12 protein-coding genes are annotated in these 17,303 nt (G+C 58.9%); 5 read left to right on the top strand and 7 right to left on the bottom strand.

Features of this window, described 5'->3' with window-relative positions:
• Nucleotides 1–21 precede the first annotated feature (21 nt).
• Genes VWY75_RS03155 through VWY75_RS03170 form a run of 4 tightly spaced genes read right to left on the bottom strand, consistent with a single transcriptional unit; the run spans nt 22 to nt 5,930 of the window.
• On the bottom strand, nt 22–1,176 hold the full coding sequence (locus VWY75_RS03155) for an ABC transporter permease (protein ID WP_340544390.1): 1,155 nt from the start codon (nt 1,174–1,176) through the stop codon (nt 22–24).
• Nucleotides 1,173–2,201: an ABC transporter permease gene (locus VWY75_RS03160; protein WP_416536501.1), complete on the bottom strand. Its 1,029-nt coding sequence runs from the start codon at nt 2,199–2,201 to the stop codon at nt 1,173–1,175. Before VWY75_RS03160 ends, VWY75_RS03155 begins: the two co-directional genes overlap by 4 nt.
• Before the next feature lie 14 nt (nt 2,202–2,215).
• Nucleotides 2,216–4,159 carry an ABC transporter substrate-binding protein gene (locus VWY75_RS03165; RefSeq protein ID WP_416537230.1) on the bottom strand — a complete coding sequence of 648 codons (1,944 nt, stop codon included), beginning with the start codon at nt 4,157–4,159 and terminating at the stop codon, nt 2,216–2,218.
• Nucleotides 4,152–5,930 (bottom strand): dipeptide ABC transporter ATP-binding protein, encoded by a 1,779-nt coding sequence (locus VWY75_RS03170; RefSeq protein WP_416537231.1) that lies wholly within the window; start codon nt 5,928–5,930, stop codon nt 4,152–4,154. The genes VWY75_RS03165 and VWY75_RS03170 overlap by 8 nt, the downstream gene beginning before the upstream one ends.
• Nucleotides 5,931–6,206: 276 nt before the next feature.
• Here VWY75_RS03170 and VWY75_RS03175 point away from each other — a divergent pair, with 276 nt between their 5' ends.
• The 3 genes from VWY75_RS03175 (at nt 6,207) to VWY75_RS03185 (ending at nt 8,239) form a co-directional block, all read left to right on the top strand.
• Entirely contained in the window at nt 6,207–6,716 is a 510-nt protein-coding gene (locus VWY75_RS03175) for a class I SAM-dependent methyltransferase (protein ID WP_416537232.1), read from the top strand.
• A 107-nt stretch (nt 6,717–6,823) separates the two neighbouring features.
• Nucleotides 6,824–7,453: a glutathione S-transferase family protein gene (locus VWY75_RS03180; protein ID WP_416537233.1), complete on the top strand. Its 630-nt coding sequence runs from the start codon at nt 6,824–6,826 to the stop codon at nt 7,451–7,453.
• A gap of 120 nt (nt 7,454–7,573) precedes the next feature.
• A complete protein-coding gene (locus VWY75_RS03185; RefSeq protein WP_340544397.1) occupies nt 7,574–8,239 on the top strand; it encodes a TetR/AcrR family transcriptional regulator in 666 nt (221 codons plus the stop codon).
• 9 nt (nt 8,240–8,248) lie between these two features.
• Here the strand turns inward: VWY75_RS03185 and VWY75_RS03190 are convergent, their stop codons facing one another.
• Complete coding sequence (locus VWY75_RS03190; protein ID WP_416537234.1) at nt 8,249–11,671, bottom strand: indolepyruvate ferredoxin oxidoreductase family protein; 3,423 nt, start codon at nt 11,669–11,671, stop codon at nt 8,249–8,251.
• Between the two features lie 140 nt (nt 11,672–11,811).
• Here VWY75_RS03190 and VWY75_RS03195 point away from each other — a divergent pair, with 140 nt between their 5' ends.
• Nucleotides 11,812–12,282, top strand: a complete 471-nt coding sequence (locus VWY75_RS03195) for an Lrp/AsnC family transcriptional regulator (RefSeq protein ID WP_340544400.1) — start codon at nt 11,812–11,814, stop codon at nt 12,280–12,282.
• Nucleotides 12,283–12,327: 45 nt separating this feature from the next.
• Here VWY75_RS03195 and VWY75_RS03200 read toward each other — a convergent pair whose 3' ends face one another.
• The gene (locus tag VWY75_RS03200; protein ID WP_340544401.1) at nt 12,328–12,720 is read right to left on the bottom strand and encodes a DUF3307 domain-containing protein; all 393 of its coding nucleotides are present in this window, start codon (nt 12,718–12,720) and stop codon (nt 12,328–12,330) included.
• A gap of 292 nt (nt 12,721–13,012) precedes the next feature.
• Here VWY75_RS03200 and VWY75_RS03205 point away from each other — a divergent pair, with 292 nt between their 5' ends.
• Complete coding sequence (locus tag VWY75_RS03205; RefSeq protein WP_416537324.1) at nt 13,013–15,970, top strand: ABC transporter transmembrane domain-containing protein; 2,958 nt, start codon at nt 13,013–13,015, stop codon at nt 15,968–15,970.
• A gap of 100 nt (nt 15,971–16,070) precedes the next feature.
• Here the strand turns inward: VWY75_RS03205 and VWY75_RS03210 are convergent, their stop codons facing one another.
• Nucleotides 16,071–17,303: a mandelate racemase/muconate lactonizing enzyme family protein gene (locus VWY75_RS03210; protein WP_416537235.1), complete on the bottom strand. Its 1,233-nt coding sequence runs from the start codon at nt 17,301–17,303 to the stop codon at nt 16,071–16,073.

A 17,303-nucleotide genomic window follows, 5' to 3' on the forward strand; every position in this document is an offset into this window, starting at 1 on the left:
GGTCAGTTGATCACCTGGGGGTTATTGCTGGTAGGGATCGAGGCTGTCGCGCAATCCGTCGCCGAGGAAATTGAATGCAAGCACAACAATGATGATCGGAAGCATGGGAATAGCGGTCCATGGGTAAATCTCGATCGAAGCAAGATTTTGCGCGTCGTTCAGCATGACGCCCCAACTAACGGCCGGGGCGCGCAAACCGAGGCCAAGGAACGAGAGCGCCGTTTCACCAAGGATCATCGCCGGGATCGACAGGGCAGCAGAGGCGATAAGATGTGACATGAAATTCGGCAGCAGGTGTTTGCGTATCACCCGCCCCGAGGACGCTCCCATCATTTCTGCAGCGCGGACGTATTCTTCTTCGCGCAGGGACAGGAACTTCGCTCTGACGGAGCGCGCCAGTCCGGGCCAGTCAAGAATGCCCAGAATGATTGAGATGACAAAGAACACCGCGACTGGCGACCAGTTGGATGGCACAGCGGCGGAGAGCGCCAGCCACAGCGGCAGTTCAGGCAGCGAGCGCAGGATTTCGATCATCCGGTTGATCATCCAGTCCAGCTTGCCGCCGAAGTATCCCGCGAGGGAGCCAAAGAATATCCCCAGCACAAAGGAGACGGTGATGCCAATCAGACCCACGGTGAGTGACAGCTGGGCGCCATAAAGAATACGGCTGAAGACATCCCGGCCCAGCCGGTCGGATCCCCAGATAAACAGAGTTGCGTCTTCGGGGGGGCAGAACAGATGGGTGTCGGAGGGGAACAGCCCGGCAATCTTGTAGGTTGCACCCTCGCAGAAGTATCGCAGCGGTTGCGGGTTTTCCAGATCTGGCTTGAAGACCCATTGAAAGGTTTCGAGATCCGCCTCCGAGGTCATCGGATAGATAAACGGCGCGCGCAGCTTGCCCTCATGGAACAGGTTTATGGATTGAGGCGGCGAGTAGATATGCTCGCTGTCGCGCTCATTCGGGCCGTAGGGCGCTATGAAGCCGATGACAGGAAGCAGCAGGTAGCAGACCAGCAGGAAGATACCCGAGGTGAGGCCCAGTTTGTGCGTTTTGAACTTGCGCCAGATCAACACCCAATTGGGGGCGTCGAGATCCTTGCGCTCCAGCTCTTGCAGGGCCGTATTGGGATCATAGGGCGCGGTATCGACGTAGCGATTGTCGGGTTGGGTGCTCATCGCTTGCGCTCCTCATAGCGGATGCGGGGATCGAGCATCACCAGCAAGACATCGGAAATCATGGTCCCGATCAGGGTGAGCAGTGCGACGAACATCAAGACGAATCCGCTCAGGAACATATCTTGTGTTTTGAGTGCGGTGAGTAGGGTAGGCCCAATGGTCTGCAGGCCCAGAACAACGGAGACCAGAACCGAGCCGGAGATCATGGCTGGCAGCAGGTTGCCAATGTCCGCAACAAAGGGGTTGAAGGCCACACGCAGCGGATATTTTGCCAACATCCGGGCCGGTGCCATCCCCTTTGCTATGGCGGTTTCCACATAGGGTTTGCCGAGTTCATCCAGCATATTGGCCCGCAGCCGCTGCATCATGGCCGAGGCGCCGGAGGTTCCGATCACGAAGGTTGGCACAATCAGGTGGATCAGAATGGATTTCACCTTTTCCCATGTCATCGGCTCTCCCTCATAGGCGGGATCCATCAGGCCACCGATTGGCAGATCGAAATATTTATGCCCATAATAGAACAGGATAAGCGCCAGCAGAAAGTTCGGCGTTGCGAGTCCGAGGTATCCAACGAAGGCAGAGGTATAGTCGACCCAGGTGCGAGAGCGCGCTGCCGCCAGGACCCCCAGCGGAAGTGCAACGAGGTAGACAAACAGCACTGCTGCAACATTGACCAAAACGGTGAGCCAGAGGCTCTCGCCGACGATCTCGGCAACCGGGCGGTCAAATTCGAAAGACCAGCCAAAATTGCCCTGTATCATCCCGGAGAACCCATGCGGGCCCGGCATGAACCCCATCCAGATCATGTATTGCTGCCACAGCGGGCGATCTAGCGCATATTCCTTGCGAAGGAACTCCGCCTTGTCCACGCCGGACGACTGGCCGGAGGCTCGCAGCTCCGCGATCTGGTTGGACAGGTAGTCACCGGGGGGCAGGTTGATGATGACGAAGATCAGCACTGATACCACAAGCAGCGTCAGCAACATGGTTCCAAAGCGATAGATGGCGTAGCGCAGGATCTCCATCTGGTCGTGGTCCCTCAGCCTTTGCCGTCTTCGAAGAAGAACTCATCCGGGCGGTAGATGCCAAAATGGGCGCCCGGATCCCAGGCCCAGGTGCCTTTTTTCGGCACATTGCGCAGACGATTGCTGACAACAACAGGTTGCGGGGCCGCAGCGACCAGACCGATTGCATAGACTTCATCAGCGTGGATCTTCAGCATTTCCTGCCAGACCTTGGTGCGGGTTTCGTCCGTTGTTGCGGCTTCCCAGGCGTGCCAGAGTTCCATCAATCGTTGGGCGGGTTCGAGGTCCGGTGCCTCCCCAACGTCACCTCCGGTCTGATGGTATTGGCCCCATTTCGGCCAAGACAGAAACACCTGATCGGTCGGTGCCAGATAAGCAGGCGAGGTATAGGTTTGCGGCAGCCCGTTGTCCCAGCCATACCAGACCGAGGCCATTGTGGTGCCGGAAAACACCCGGTTGCGCAGGATGTCTCGATCAAGGGGCCGCATCACCAGTTTGACGCCAACATCGCGCCAGTCATCGGAGATGATCTGTAGCGCGTTTTCTACCTCCTGACGTTCGCCGGCGGTCTCCACGACAAGTTCCATGGGGCGGCCATCGGGCAGTTTACGGATGCCATAGCTGTCACGCTCGCTCAGCCCGGCTTGGTCCAGAAGCTGGTTTGCCAGCTCGGGGTCATATTGAGCCCAGGCCTCGCGCAGGGCGGGATCAAAGAAGGGGCTGGCCTCAAGCACCGTCATCGCCCCCGGCTTTGCCAGTTTGAAATAGAGCGCCTTGTTGATGCCGGCCCGGTTGATCGCGACAGAGAGGGCCCGGCGTACGCGCGTGTCGCGCAGAACCTGGCGCCATTGGTCGTCGTTTACGTTGAGATTTGGATAGATGGCGATCTGAGAAGCAGTTCCATTGCCCCAGAGATAGGTCTTGTAGGCGGCGCCATCGCTCTCTCCCTTGCGCAGGATCGGAATATCGCGAAAGCCAAGTCCGCGGGCTTGCAGGTCCGCTTCGCCGGCATTGGTCTTGGCGGCGACCAGGCCGCCTGCCACGATTTCCATCTCGACCGTGTCGATATAGGGCAGCTGCACGCCCTTGCTGTCGACACGATGGTAATAAGGATTGCGCACGAAGAGATGCCGGATCTTCTTGCCCGAGGTTGCATTGATCCAAGGCTGCAAAGTCGGCAATTCGTGGTTGTCGAACTTATACATATTGTCGAGCTTGTTGTGCAGGGCGGCCCAGCTCTTGACCCGGGCATAGTCCACTTCCTCAGCGAGCTTTTCGGGGTCGGCGTAATCGGCATGAAACTGTTTCAGATAGGCCGATGGGCGATAGATGAAGGGCGGGCTGGCCTGCGCAAGACTGTGCAGGAAACTGGGATTGGGGGCAGCCCATTCGTAGATGATGGTTGTTTCATCAGGAAAACTGACGGTTGGCAGCGCCCCATCCACCCGCAGATAATCCGGGGCGCCAGTAGGGTTGAGCAGCAGGTTATTGGCGACGTCTTTCCACCAGTATTCAAAATCGGCAGAGGTGAAGGGATCACCATTTGACCAGCGGTGACCCGGACGCAGTTTCAAGGTGAAGCGGCGATTATCCTCAACCTCGAAATCCAGCAGGATGTCTGGCTGTAGCTGATAGGTCTCGTCATAGCCCGCCAGTCGGGCGTAGCCATACACCACCATCTGCCGGATGTCCTTGGACCGCGTCACCATGGTGTTGAGCGTGCCGCCCTGGACCCCGAACTGACGGCCCTTGGCTTCCAGATCGACGATCAACGGGACCTCGGGCACTCGTTCGGCGACAGGCGGCAGGTCGCCGGATTGCACCTCCTGTTCCCAAAACCCGCTTTCGATCAGTTGTGCGGGCGTGGCGAGGGCCGTCGAGGCCATTGCCAGACTGAGGGCATGGGCCAGAACCGCGCCAGTTGCGAGGGTCTTCAGGGATGAGCGCAGATTAAACATGACAACGTACCTTATGTCCGGGCTCCACTTGTACCAAAGGCGGTGCCGTGATGCCGGAGAATTTGAAACGGTCTGGCCAGCTATCGGGCGATCCGGCGCCCTGTGCTACCAATTTGAGATTGATCGGGCGCTTGATGCTCGGTTCCGGCTGCGCAGCAATCAGTGCCTTGGTGTATGGATGCTGAGGATTGTAAAACAGCGTTTCAGGCGGCGCCTGTTCTACCACCATACCACGACGCATTACAGCGACCTCATCGGCGATGCGTGCCACCACAGCCAGGTCGTGGCTGATAAAGAGATAGGACAGTTGCTGCTGATCGCGGATGTCCTCCAGCAGTCGCAGGATCTGTTCCTGGACCGAGACGTCCAGGGCCGATGTCGGCTCATCGCAGACGATCAGCGATGGATCGAGCATCAGCGCGCGGGCGATCGACAGGCGTTGGCGCTGACCGCCCGAGAACGCATGTGGATAGCGAAGCAGCATTTCAGGTTGCAGGCCCACTAGCCGCAACATCTCTTCGGCGCGATCCCGGCGGCTGCTGCGATTGCCCAAACCGTGGATCTCCAGAGGTTCTGTCATGGCATCCTGAACACGCATCCGCGGCGACAGCGATGAATAGGGGTCCTGAAACACCATCTGGGCGGCTCGTTGAAACGCCGTCCGGCTGCTGCGGTCCATGTCATGAACAGAAATCGGTGCGGCATCTGCTGCGGGTCTGAACAAGACTTCCCCGCCGGGGTCGGGGGCTTCGGCGCCAAGCGCAATACGTGCGGCTGTTGTCTTTCCCGAACCACTTTCGCCGACGATTGCCAGCGTCTTGCCGCGCGGGAGCGCTAGATTCAGCTCTTTGCAGGCATGAATAAGGGTGGGCGCAGACCAGCCTTTGCGAGCCCGCAACGCGTATGTCTTGGAAATGTTGCGCAGTTCAAGGATCAGATCGTCCTGCGGCACAGGGGAGACGGGTTCTGGTGTCTCGGGGATCTGCGGGGCCGCCCTGAACAAAGCCTGAGTGTAGGGATGCGCGGGCGCGCCAAGGACAGCTTCGGCACTGCCGGACTCCATGACGCGGCCTTTGTGCATGACCACGACTTGCTCTGCCATATTGGCGACAACACCCAGATCGTGGGTCACCAGGATCATCGCCATGCCGGTATCGCGCTGGAGGTCTTTCATCAGGCCCAGTACCTGTGCCTGGGTGGTTACGTCCAGCGCCGTCGTCGGTTCGTCCGCGATCAAAAGATCAGGCTTGGCGACCATCGCCATCGCAATCATCGCGCGCTGACGCATCCCGCCGGACAGCTCAAAAGGATAGGATTTATAGGTGCGCTCAGGATCCGGGAAGCCCACCCGTTCAAAACAGGTCAAGACCTCGCGCTTGGCGGCGCTTTCGCTCTTGCCACCATGCAGCCAGAGTACTTCGGCAACCTGATTGCCGATCCTGTGCAGGGGCGAAAGAGAGCGCATCGGCTCCTGAAAGATCATTGCGATTTCATTGCCGCGAACGTCTCGCATCTGCCGCTCGCCCAGCGTGCGCAGATCCCGTTCGCCACCGCCGTTGGCGCCACGCCACAAGATCCGGCCCTGCCTGATCTGCGCGGCCTTCGGCAGGATCCGCAGGACAGCACGACAGGTCACGGTTTTGCCCGAGCCGCTTTCTCCGACAAGCGCAACGGTTTCACCTGCGGAGACGGAAAAATTCACGTCTCTCACAACCGGGTCACCCTGGCCAAATCCGATACTGAGGTTCTCGACAGACAGCAGAGGCGTCATTTAGCCTAAGCCGCCAAGCCGTTGCGGCGCTTGCATAGCGGTTCCATATCCCCTGTTTTTTTCGCCCACTGTCGCGCGCCACTGGGGCAATAGTCAAATCCCATTTCCATACCCTAAAGATTGATGCCAAAAAATTGAGTGCCCACGAGCAGCCCAGGCTCGTGCAAAAGCGCAGAGACGCATAGCTTCCGGATGCTACACATTCGCGACAATCTCTGTCACAGCTGTCGCAACTTGCGGCCTTAGTGCTGCCACGGTCATCTAAGGGAGAATGTCATGAACGCGCAGAATACCACCACACGGCTTGATCTGTTTATCGACCGGATGGTGTCGCAGCGGGCCTGTCTGGATGCGGCTATTGCGCAGACCGCGGGCCGGACAGAGCCGGTGTTTGAACTGGGGTTAGGCAATGGCCGTACCTTTCACCACATGCGCGAACGCATTCGTGATCGTGACGTCTATGTGTTCGAGCGCGCCGTCGCCTCGCATCCCGACAGCACGCCAGCGGAACATCTGACCATCCTTGGTGACGTTCGTGAAACACTGCCCGCAGCCGCAGACCGGTTTTCGGGAGGCGCCAGCCTGATCCACGCCGACCTGGGCGGGCATGACCGCGAAAAGAACGACGCCTTCGCGAGGATGATCTCGCCTCTGGTCGAGCCGCTTCTGGCGGTGGGCGGCCTTATGGTGTCCTCAGACCGGATGTATTTCGACTCGCTGGTGGAACAGCCTTTGCCAGCGGGGGCGGTTCCGGGGCGGTGTTTCATCTATTGCCGTGTGAGCTGATCCGCGCGTGTCAGCTGCGGTTGCGACGTCGGGTTTGACTGGCGCCGTGGCCTTCCGGCGACCTAGGCTGCTTGAGACGTTCCGAAACGCAGATGAGAGGCCGCACTATGATATTTTACGATTGCAGCACCGCCCCCAACCCCAGACGAGCGCGGATGTTCATCGCAGAAAAGGGGCTGGAGATCGAGACGCGCGACATTTCAATTGCAAAGGGCGAACAATTGTCTGAGGCGTTTCGGGCGGTCAATCCGCAGGCGACGCTGCCGGTTCTGGTGACGGATGACGGGCTGACCTTGACTGAGAACCTGGGGATTGCGGCCTATCTGGAGGCGCTCCACCCGGAACCGCCATTGATGGGGCGCACTCCGGCGGAAAAAGGGCAAGTCCTGATGTGGCATGCGATAGTAGAGGCGCAGGGCGGACTGCCGATCGCCGAAGCGCTGCGAAACAGCCACCCGGCCTTTGCCCACCGGGCCATTCCCGGCCCCGAAAATCATGCTCAGATTCCAGAGTTGGCAGAACGAGGTCTTGCCCGAACTGCGAGGTTTTTCGATCTGCTGGAGGCGCGCTTGCAGCAAAGCGTCTGTGTCGCTTTGGACGATCTGACCCTGGCCGACATTGCCGCCTTTGTTTTTGTCGACTTCGCCCGGGTCATCAAGATGCGTATCCCGGCAGACAATACTGCGACCCGCGCGTGGTACGATAGGATCGCCGAGCGCCCAAGCGCCCGATTGTGAGAACACTTGTAGGACCGGATGGACAGCCTGTACAAACAGCGGCAAGTTGTGCGGTCAGATCATTCGTGTCGTCTGCGGCCCGCCCGCCGAGGTTTCAATCCAAGTATTCAGAGGTCAGCCATGGCTGAAAAACCGATCCTGCACCGCGATGATCCCGAAGCCATCCCATTGGTTGGCAACGTCAAGGTCACGCGTGCAGATTGGCTGAATGTGGCAATGGATGTGCTGATTACCGACGGGGTCGAGCAGGTCAAGGTGCTTGCGCTGGCGGAACGCATGGGGGTTTCTCGGTCTTCGTTCTATTGGTATTTCAAGTCACGGCAGGATCTGTTGGACGCGCTGCTGACCAATTGGGAACAGACCAATACGGTTGGCCTGATGGGGCAGGCTGAAGCTGCGGCAGAGACCATTACCGCCGCTGTCCTGAATGTGTTTCGCTGTACGGCGAACCCGCAGTTGTTCAACACGGCTCTTGATTTCGCGATACGGGACTGGGCGCGCAGATCCGGCCATGTGCGCAATATTCTGGACATGTCGGATGCCCGCAGGATCGATGCGTTGACCTCGATGTTTCGGCGCTATGATTACCCTGAACGCGATGCAGAAACGCGGGCCAAAGTGCTCTATTACATGCAGCTGGGCTACGACATGGCGGGCCTTAATGAGCCGTACGAGCAGCGGCTCAGCATGACGGGGGCTTATCTGGAGGTCTTTACCGGCCAGTCGGCCAGCCCCGCAGAGCTGGCCGAATTTGCGGAATACGCCAAACAGTACTGGCGCCCCTGAGACGCGGTCTCACATCGCAGTGAGCAGCTTGTCGACGTCGGCCCTGGTCTTTTCGGCGGCGGCCATGCGCACCGGTCCGTATCCACGGATATCCATCGGTGCAGTCAGCACGGACAGCCATTTGTCGTGATCCTCTGCTGTATAGCGTACGGCGGCCTGCTGGAGGATGCCCTGATACCAGCTGAGCAGATCACGGTGCAGACGTGCCTCTTCGTGATGACCGAAGGGGTTCCAGCGATGGCCTCTCAGGCGGCGTCCCTTCGCCAGAAGGCGGAGCGCCGGACGCATCCAGCCGCCGAACTGGATTTTGCGGGGGCGGCCCCGCGCATCGGTTTTGCGGCTGAGGAGCGGCGGGGCAAGGTGATAGTTCACCTGAAAGTTGCCCTCAAATTCGGTTTCGAGCTGATGCGTAAAACGATCGTTGCTCAGAAGGCGGGCCACTTCGAATTCGTCCTTGTAGGCCATCAGTTTGAACAGCGATCTTGCGGCTGCCTTGACCAGCTCTTCAGACCGATCCGCAGGAAGGGCATCGCGCAGGGTTTCCAGCTGGGCAGTATAAGATTTTGCATAGGCAACATCCTGATAGCCGGTCAGAAACGTGGCGCGGCGGTCAATCAGCTCGGCCAGGGTTTCTGCGCGCGCCTCCTCTTCGGAGTAGAGATGTGACAGGCGCGCCGGATCATGAGCGAAGGCCCGCCCGATGGCCAGGGCCAGGCGGTTCTTCTCGATCGCAACACCGTTCAAGACAATAGCCTGATCAAGGGCGACGAGGCTGACCGGAACCAGTCCCTTTTGCCAGGCAAAGCCCAGCATCATGACATTGGCCAGAACGGCATCGCCAAGCAGAGTTTCTGCCGCTTCATTCGCGTTGAAGCCCGACAGGTTGTCGGCACCGATGACGCCGGCGATGGATTTTTCGCGCAGAGCGGCCATCAAGTCGGCATCACGGCGCAGGACCAGATCGCCTGTGGGCATTTCGGCGCGGTTCAGCACCATTTTCGTGCCCTCGCGATAGTGGGCTGACGCTTTCGGAGCGGAACTGACCACCACGTCGCAACCGATTACCGCATCTGCCGCATTTTGGTCGATACGCACCTGATGCAGCGCGTCCGGTGCATTTGAAAGGCGGATGTAGCCGAGTACGGTGCCGAACTTCTGTGCGAAGCCGGTAAAGTCCAGGACGCTGGCGCCTTTCCCTTCCAGATGCGCGGCCATAGTGATCAGAGCACCGACCGTGACGACGCCCGTACCGCCGACACCGGTCACCAGAAGATCGAACGGATCCTCCAGCGATGGCAAAGCAGGCATAGGTAGGCCAGCGGTCAGCGTACCAATGTCCAAAGCGGCAATTTCTTTCTTGCGCCGCGTTGCACCTTCCACGGTTACGAAGCTTGGGCAGAAACCATTCAGGCAGGAGAAATCCTTGTTGCAGCTTGAAAGGTTGATCTTGCGTTTTCGGCCAAAGGGGGTCTCTTTCGGCTCGACACTCAGGCAGTTGGATTCCACCGAACAATCGCCGCAGCCCTCACAAACCAGATCATTGATAAAGGCAAACCGCTTTGGATCCTCCATTGTGCCACGCTTGCGGCGGCGGCGTTTTTCGGTGGCGCAGGTCTGTTCGTAAATCAAGACGGTAACGCCGGGGATCTCCCGCAGCTCGCGTTGGACGGTGTCCATTTCGGCACGGTCGTGAAAACTGGTGCCCGCAGGGAAATCGGAGGAGGAGAACTTGCCGATCTCATCGGACACCAGCGCAATCCGGTCGACGCCTTCTGCGCGGCAGGTCTGGGCGATGCCTGAGACACTGACCGGTCCATCCACCGGCTGGCCGCCGGTCATCGCGACCGCATCATTATAGAGGATTTTATAAGTGATATTTGTGCCCGCAGCGACCGCCTGACGGATTGCCAGAGAGCCGGAGTGATACCAGGTGCCCTCGCCAAGGTTCTGGAACACATGCTTGCCGCCGTTGAATTTCGAGGCAACTGTCCAGGGCACCCCTTCGCCTCCCATCTGGGCATAACCGGCTGTGTCGCGGTCCATCCAGCTGGCCATGACATGGCAGCCAATTCCCGAGTTGGCCTTGCTGCCTTCAGGCAGTTTAGTGGAGGTGTTATGAGGGCAGCCCGAACAGAAATAGGGGGTGCGGGTGGCACCGGGGATATTCAGCAACTGAGGGGGCTTGGCCGTCAGGCTATCTGCCCGCTCCAACAGGTTTTCCTCTGGGAAGAACCGGTTCAGGCGTTCCGCCACGATCGGCACCAGCTGCAAAGGCGACAGCTCACCTGTCCAGGGGATCAGCGGGTTGCCCTGACTGTCATGTTTGCCGACCATCCGTTCCGGTTTGTCGCCTGGCCAGTCGTAGAAATATTCCTTGAACTGGCTCTCGATGATGCCGCGTTTTTCCTCGACTACCAGAACTTCCTGTTTGCCTTTTACAAAACGCAGCGCCTCGGTGCGGGCTAAGGGCCAAACCATCCCAACCTTATAGATATCAATACCGAGACGTTTGCAGGCGGCGGCATCAAGTCCGAGCAGGCGCAGCGCCTCCATCAGGTCCAGATGTCCCTTGCCAGTGGTGACAAAGCCGAATTTTGCCTCCGGCAGATCGTAGATCCGCGTATCAATCGGATTTGCCTCGGCGAAGGCACGCACCGCACGCAGCTTGGCGTGGATTCGGGTCTCAATCTCCGGCGAGGGCAGGTCTGATCTGCGGATGTGCAGCCCGCCTGGATAATTGGGCAGTTCGGGGTAGGAGAAAGCGCGGTCCGGGCGCAGGTCCACGGAGCGTGCGCTTTCCACGGTTTCCGAGACGGCTTTGAACCCTACCCAAGTGCCCGAATAGCGCGACAGCGCAAAGCCGTATTCGCCAAACTGCAGGAATTCCCCGACATCGGCCGGGTTCAGGACCGGCATGAACCAGGACATGAAGGCCACGTCGGATTGATGTGGCATTGAGGAGCTGACGCAACCATGGTCATCGCCTGCAACGACCAGAACGCCGCCCTTCTCGGATGAGCCATAGGCGTTGCCGTGCTTCAGCGCATCGCCGGACCTGTCGACCCCCGGTCCCTTGCCATACCACATGGAGAACACGCCCTCGACCTCGCAGTGAGGGTCAAGAATGGCCTGCTGCGCGCCCAAGACGGCGGTTGCGCCCAGATCTTCGTTCACGGCGGGCATGAAGGTGATGTTATTGGCGTCCATGCGTGTGCGGCTGCGCCAGAATTCCAGATCAACGCCGCCCAGCGGAGAGCCGCGATAGCCGGATACAAAGCCTGCGGTATTCAATCCGGCCGATCTGTCGCGCCGTGCCTGATCCAGCATCACGCGCGCCAGCGCCTGGGTGCCGGTCAGGAAGACGCGGCCCGTCGTCATCTCATACCGGTCATCCAGCTGGTAACTGCGAAAATCGTGGCTGAGCTGGGTCATTGGAGTATCCCTTGCAATGATACGATCATATGCGCGAAATGATAATCCACATTGGCTGGATATTCTTGCCAGATTACCTCTGTTTTACTCCATTCATGAATGATATTTCCATGTGGTGTAAGAATTTGGATGATTTTACCATGGATGATGATCTCACCCTTGATGATCGGGACCGTCGGATCCTGACGCTGCTGCAACAGGATGCGCGGATGTCGAATGCGGATCTGGCAGAGGCGGTGGGGATGTCAGCTTCGGCGTTGTGGCGGCGGGTGCGCGCACTGGAGGAGGCGGGTGTCATTGAGCGCTATGGCGCGGTGGTGAACGCGGCGGCGATGGGGCTGGGATTTCACGCGATTGTCCATGTGCAGCTGACCCGTCACGACCGCGAAAAGCTGGCGGACTTCATCAAGGCGGTTGAGACCAGCCGTCTGGTTCAGGAATGCTATGCCACCACGGGGCAGTCGGATTACCACCTGCGGGTATTGGCGCCTGATCTTGACGCCTACAATCGGTTTCTTGAGGAGTTTCTGTTCCGCCTGCCTGCGGTTGCCAGTGCGCAAACAAACGTGGTGCTGCGGACCATCAAGCGCGACGAACCTGTCACGCGCTGAGCTTTGTCCCGGGCGCCGACAGCTTAGGTCGCGCTGCTTCGGCTTTCAGCCGAAACTGACATGCGCCCAGGCAGCTGCCATCGCAAGATAGGTGAGTTGGTGTAAGGCCTGGTCGGTGCCCATCGCGCGCCAGTAGACAGCCATATTCGGTGCCAGTTCCTTGCGTTTGGAATAGCAGGCCTTGCAATAGTCGATGTTGAAATGTGCCACCCATTCCAGCGCGCAGATGATCAAGATGAAGCCAACCGGAGCGCCCATGATAACAAAGGCAATAATGGATCCCATCACATGCACCCCCGCATGTTGTGCCCGTCCGGCATGCAGATATTCACCACGACCCGAGAGCATCTTGGGTGTTTGCAGGTAGAAATCCGCAAACATGTGTTTGATCTGAAGCAGGCAAAGCAATCCCAAAAGGGATGCGAGGTGGTCTGTCAAAGCAATGGCCCCGTTTTGTGTCGCGCGCTGAAAGCTTACGTATTTTTTCGAAACAGGCAAATGGCCTGTGGCACTAATCGCCACGACGCTCCGTCATCTGGATAGGCTTTAGGCAAGGTCAGCTGGATTGAACCGGACGACACGGCGTGTGACGTCCGTCTTGCCATTGCCTGCAACTGGCAATCCGGGCTAGGCATATCGGGATCAGTTTCCGTAACATTTTCCATTTCGGAGCCGTCCCATAGAACGCACTCTTTTTCGGTTTATCTGGAACTACTCAAAGCGCGACCAACTGGTTCTGTTGGTGGTCACGGCCTGCCTGTTTCCACTTCTCTATCTTACTCTGGAACTGCCAAAACGCATCATCAACGATGCTATCGGGGCGCAGAGCTCCACGATTGACCTGCTTGGGTACGAGCTGAACCAGCTGCATTATCTCTGGCTTCTCTGCGGTGGATTTCTTCTGGCGGTTCTCGCGCATGGTCTGCTGAAAATGCGCATCAACACGATGAAGGGGGTTCTGGCCGAGCGGATGCTGCGGCGGTTTCGCTATCGGTTGATCTCGCGTGTTGTGCGATTCCCACAGCCGTATTTCGAGCGGGTAAGCCAGGGCGAACTGGTGTCTATGATCACCTCGGAAAGTGAGCCGATGGGGGGGTTGATGGGGGATGCGGTCAGCCAGCCGGTGCTACAGGCCGGTCAGATGCTGACGATCCTCTATTTTCTGTTCATGCAGAGTGTCTGGTTCGGTCTGGCGGCGGTTGCGCTAATTCCCTTGCAGGGCTGGTTGATCCCGATGTTGCAGCGGCAAATCAACCTGTTGAACAAGAAGCGCATTCATCAGATCCGCGCTTTGGCCTCCGAGATCGGCGAAAGCGCCGCTGGCGCATCTACCCTACGTCTGAACGGCGGTTGGCGTTACCGGATGGCTGTCATCACGGATCGGCTCGGATGGCTCTATGACATCCGGTTTGCGATCTATCAGAAAAAATTCTTCATGAAGTTTCTCAACAACTTCATTACCCAGCTGACACCGTTTCTGTTCTATGCAGTTGGCGGCTATCTGGTGCTTGAAGGCAAGGTCTCGCTCGGTGCACTGGTTGCAGCCCTTGCCGCCTACAAGGACTTGGCATCGCCCTGGAAGGAACTGCTGGCCTATTACAACCAGACGCAGGATATGGCGTTGCGCTGGGATGTGATCCTGGAGAGATTTGACCCGCCCGGCATGGTCGATGAGGCCTTGATGACGGGCGCTCCCGAGGATCTGAAACGGCTTCGGGGCGATATCGTCGTGGAGGGGGTCAACGTCCGCGATGCGGATGGCAATCTTGTTCTGGAAGATCTCAATGCCCGCTTCCCGGCAGGCAAGGTGATCGGGGTTGCCGCGCCCTCGGAGGAGGATCGCCGTGCGTTGGCGGGATTGTTGACCCGCGAATTGCTGCCTTCGGCGGGCAAGGTCTGTATCGATGACCAGAACATGCGTGACATTCATCAGGCGGTGATCGCCGCCCGCATCGGTCATGCCACGTCCCGCCCGGTGCTGTTTCAGGGCTCTTTTGGCGACAATGTGATGATGCCGATCAGGCAGCGGCCGCTTGGTACCGCGCAGGACCTGCGGCGCTATGATGTCGCGCAGCGTGCGGGTAACAGCCCAGATCCACTGGACGCCTCCTGGCTGGACCCGAGCCTGGCCGGGTTCTCCAGCGAGGCGGAGCTGCGCGACTGGTGGCTGCGGTTGGTGTCGGGGATCGGGTCCGATACCGCCCTGTTCCGTCGTGGCGTCGAACAGCGTTTTGATGCCAAGAGTCATTCAGAATTGGCGCTTCAGCTGGTCGAACTGCGACCAAAGGTGCAGCAGGCGGTTACCAAGGCGGGCCTGGAACAATACGTGCACTTTCTGGCGTCAGATCGGTACAATCCGGCCCTGCCGGTGGCGGAGAACCTTCTATATGCAACCACGCAAGCGCGGATCACCGAAGACGTCCTGAGGCAACAGAGTGATTTTCTGGATCAACTCAGGGCACTCGATCTTGACGTCGATCTCGTCGCGCTCAGCCGTGACGTGGTGGAAATGCTGCGGCAAATCTTTGGCATTGACGGTACCGATCATCCGCTCTTCCGCAAGCTTGGGCTGGAGGCTTCGGCCTATGAGGGGGCGCTGGCGCTGGTCGACAAGACTCGGAACGATGGCGTCTCTACGCTGAGCCATGAAGAACTTGCGCGGTTACTTATCGTGCCTTTCAGCATCTCTGCCGAACAAATCGGTGCTGCGTTCAGCGATGAGATAGAAGAGCGCATTCTTGCGTTCCGCCAAAGCCACTCCAAGCAGTTGATGGCGACGCTGGGTGATATTTTCGAGCCGCTTGATGAGGGGGCCTTTGCTCCGGGTCTGACGGTGCTCGAGAATGCCCTGTTCGGCAAGATTTCCGATAGCGCCGGCGGGCGAGCCGAGGAGGTGCAGAAGCTGGTCTCAGAGGTTCTTGTCGAGAACGGCGTGCGTGACCGGGTTGTTGAGCTGATTTTTGATCTGCCGATTGCGATAGGCGGGCAGGGGCTTGCAGCCAGCTTTGCCGAGCCGCTTGCCTTCTCGCGCGCTTCGATCAAGCGCCCGGATATCCTGATCCTAGACGCTGCAATGGCGAGCTACGATCTGGATACACGCATCGCCATTCACAAGAACCTTCGCCATCTTTTGCCAGAGACGACGCTGATCTATCTGGGCAGCAGTTTTGAAAGCCCGGATGTCTTCGACAGTTATTATGAGCTTCGCCAGGGCCGGTTGGTGAGTGACACCCCCGCTGCGGATGCGGTCAGTGATGGTGCGGGCAGTGCTGATCTTGCACGGAAACTACGGGCGCTTGAGCAAACTGAGCTGTTCTCCGAGCTCAACCGTCGCCAGCTCCGGCTTCTTGCCTTTGGGGCGCGCTGGTATACCGCCAAGGCTGGTGACACGGTGTTTCTCAAGGACGATGAAGCGAGTGACGGCGCTTATATGATTCTGGAGGGCGAAGCGGGCCTATATCTGCCGCAGGCAGGTGATGACAGCCGTCTCGTAGCCAAGGTCGGTGCCGGTCGTCTGGTTGGCGAACTGGGATTGATCCGGAAGGAACCCAGGGCGCTGAGCATGATTGCCGAAAGCGAGCTGACGTGTTTGCGGATCGGTGAGGAGGAGTTCCTCGCAGTTGTCGAAAACGATGCCGCCACGGCTTTTAAACTGTTGCAGGTGGTTGCTGGCTACGTGTCGAGCTAGCGCGGCCGAGACTTGTGGCAGGGCAAGCGCAGGCCGGATGGTCAGACAGGCGGCGCGCATGCGCGACAGGTTCGAAATCCTACTGCGACGGGTAGTTCTGTTATTTGGTTTTGGGCGGCGCGCCGCCGACAAAACTGTTACCATCGGCGTAGTTGCAGGGGGCATCCTGCATATTGAGGTGCAAATCGTCTCCCTCGAATGGATGGGCGCGGGCGAGACCTTCGTCTACCTCGATACCAAGGCCGGGGGCGTCCGAGGGGATGACGCACCCAGCTTCGATCGTGATACTCTGCTTGATCAACGACATGTGGAACGGCGTTTCAATGGTCTCGATCATCAGAAGGTTGGGGATCGACGCCGCCAACTGGATATTGGCAGCCCACTCCACCGGACCGGCGTAGAGATGCGGTGCCATTTGGGCACCAAAAACCTCGGCGATGGCCGCAATCTTCTTGACCTCCCAGATGCCACCTGCCCGCCCCAATGCGGGTTGCAGGATTTCGGCCGCGCCAGCGCGCAGCACAGCGGCAAACTCCGCCTTGGTGGTCAGCCGTTCTCCGGTGGCAACGGGAATGCGCACCCGTTCAGCGACACGGGCCATATCCGCGACCAAATCGGGGGGTGTCGGCTCCTCGAACCACAAGGGACTATAGGGTTCAAGAGCCTGCCCCAACCGAATGGCGCCGGCGGGCGTGAACTGGCCATGGGTTCCGAATAGCAGGTCGGCACGATCTCCCACAGCCTCACGGATCGCTCGGCAGAAGGCGACGGATTTCGTGATGTCAGATTGTGCCGGCATATGCCCGCCGCGCATCGTATAGGGACCGGCGGGGTCGAATTTGATCGCTGTATATCCGTTCTCCACAGCTGCAATGGCGGATTCAGCTGCCAGCTCGGGGCTGTTCCAGAACGCATCCATGTCGTGATGGGGTTGCGGATAGAGATAAGTATAGGCGCGCAGCCGCTCGTTCATTCGCCCGCCGATAAGTGCGTGAACCGGACGATTGCGATCCTTTCCGAGAATGTCCCAACAGGCGATTTCCAGTCCTGAGAATGCGCCCATGACGCTGAGGTCGGGCCGCTGGGTGAAACCTGACGAGTACGCCCGTCGGAACATCCATTCGATGTTTTCTGGCGATTGTCCCAGCATGTGGCGGTCAAATACATCACGGATCACGTGGCTCATCGCGTCTGGGCCGATCGAGGCCGCGTAGCATTCGCCCCAGCCGATGATGCCGGTATCGGTGGTCAGTTTGACGAGGATCCAATAGCGCCCTCCCCAGCCGGGCGCGGGTGGGGCTGTGACGATGATGTCGAGGTCTTGCAGTTTCAT

Origin of the sequence: Phaeobacter sp. JH20_08 (genome assembly GCF_048056635.1) — a bacterium.
Taxonomy (GTDB): Bacteria; Pseudomonadota; Alphaproteobacteria; order Rhodobacterales; family Rhodobacteraceae; genus Phaeobacter; species Phaeobacter bryozoorum.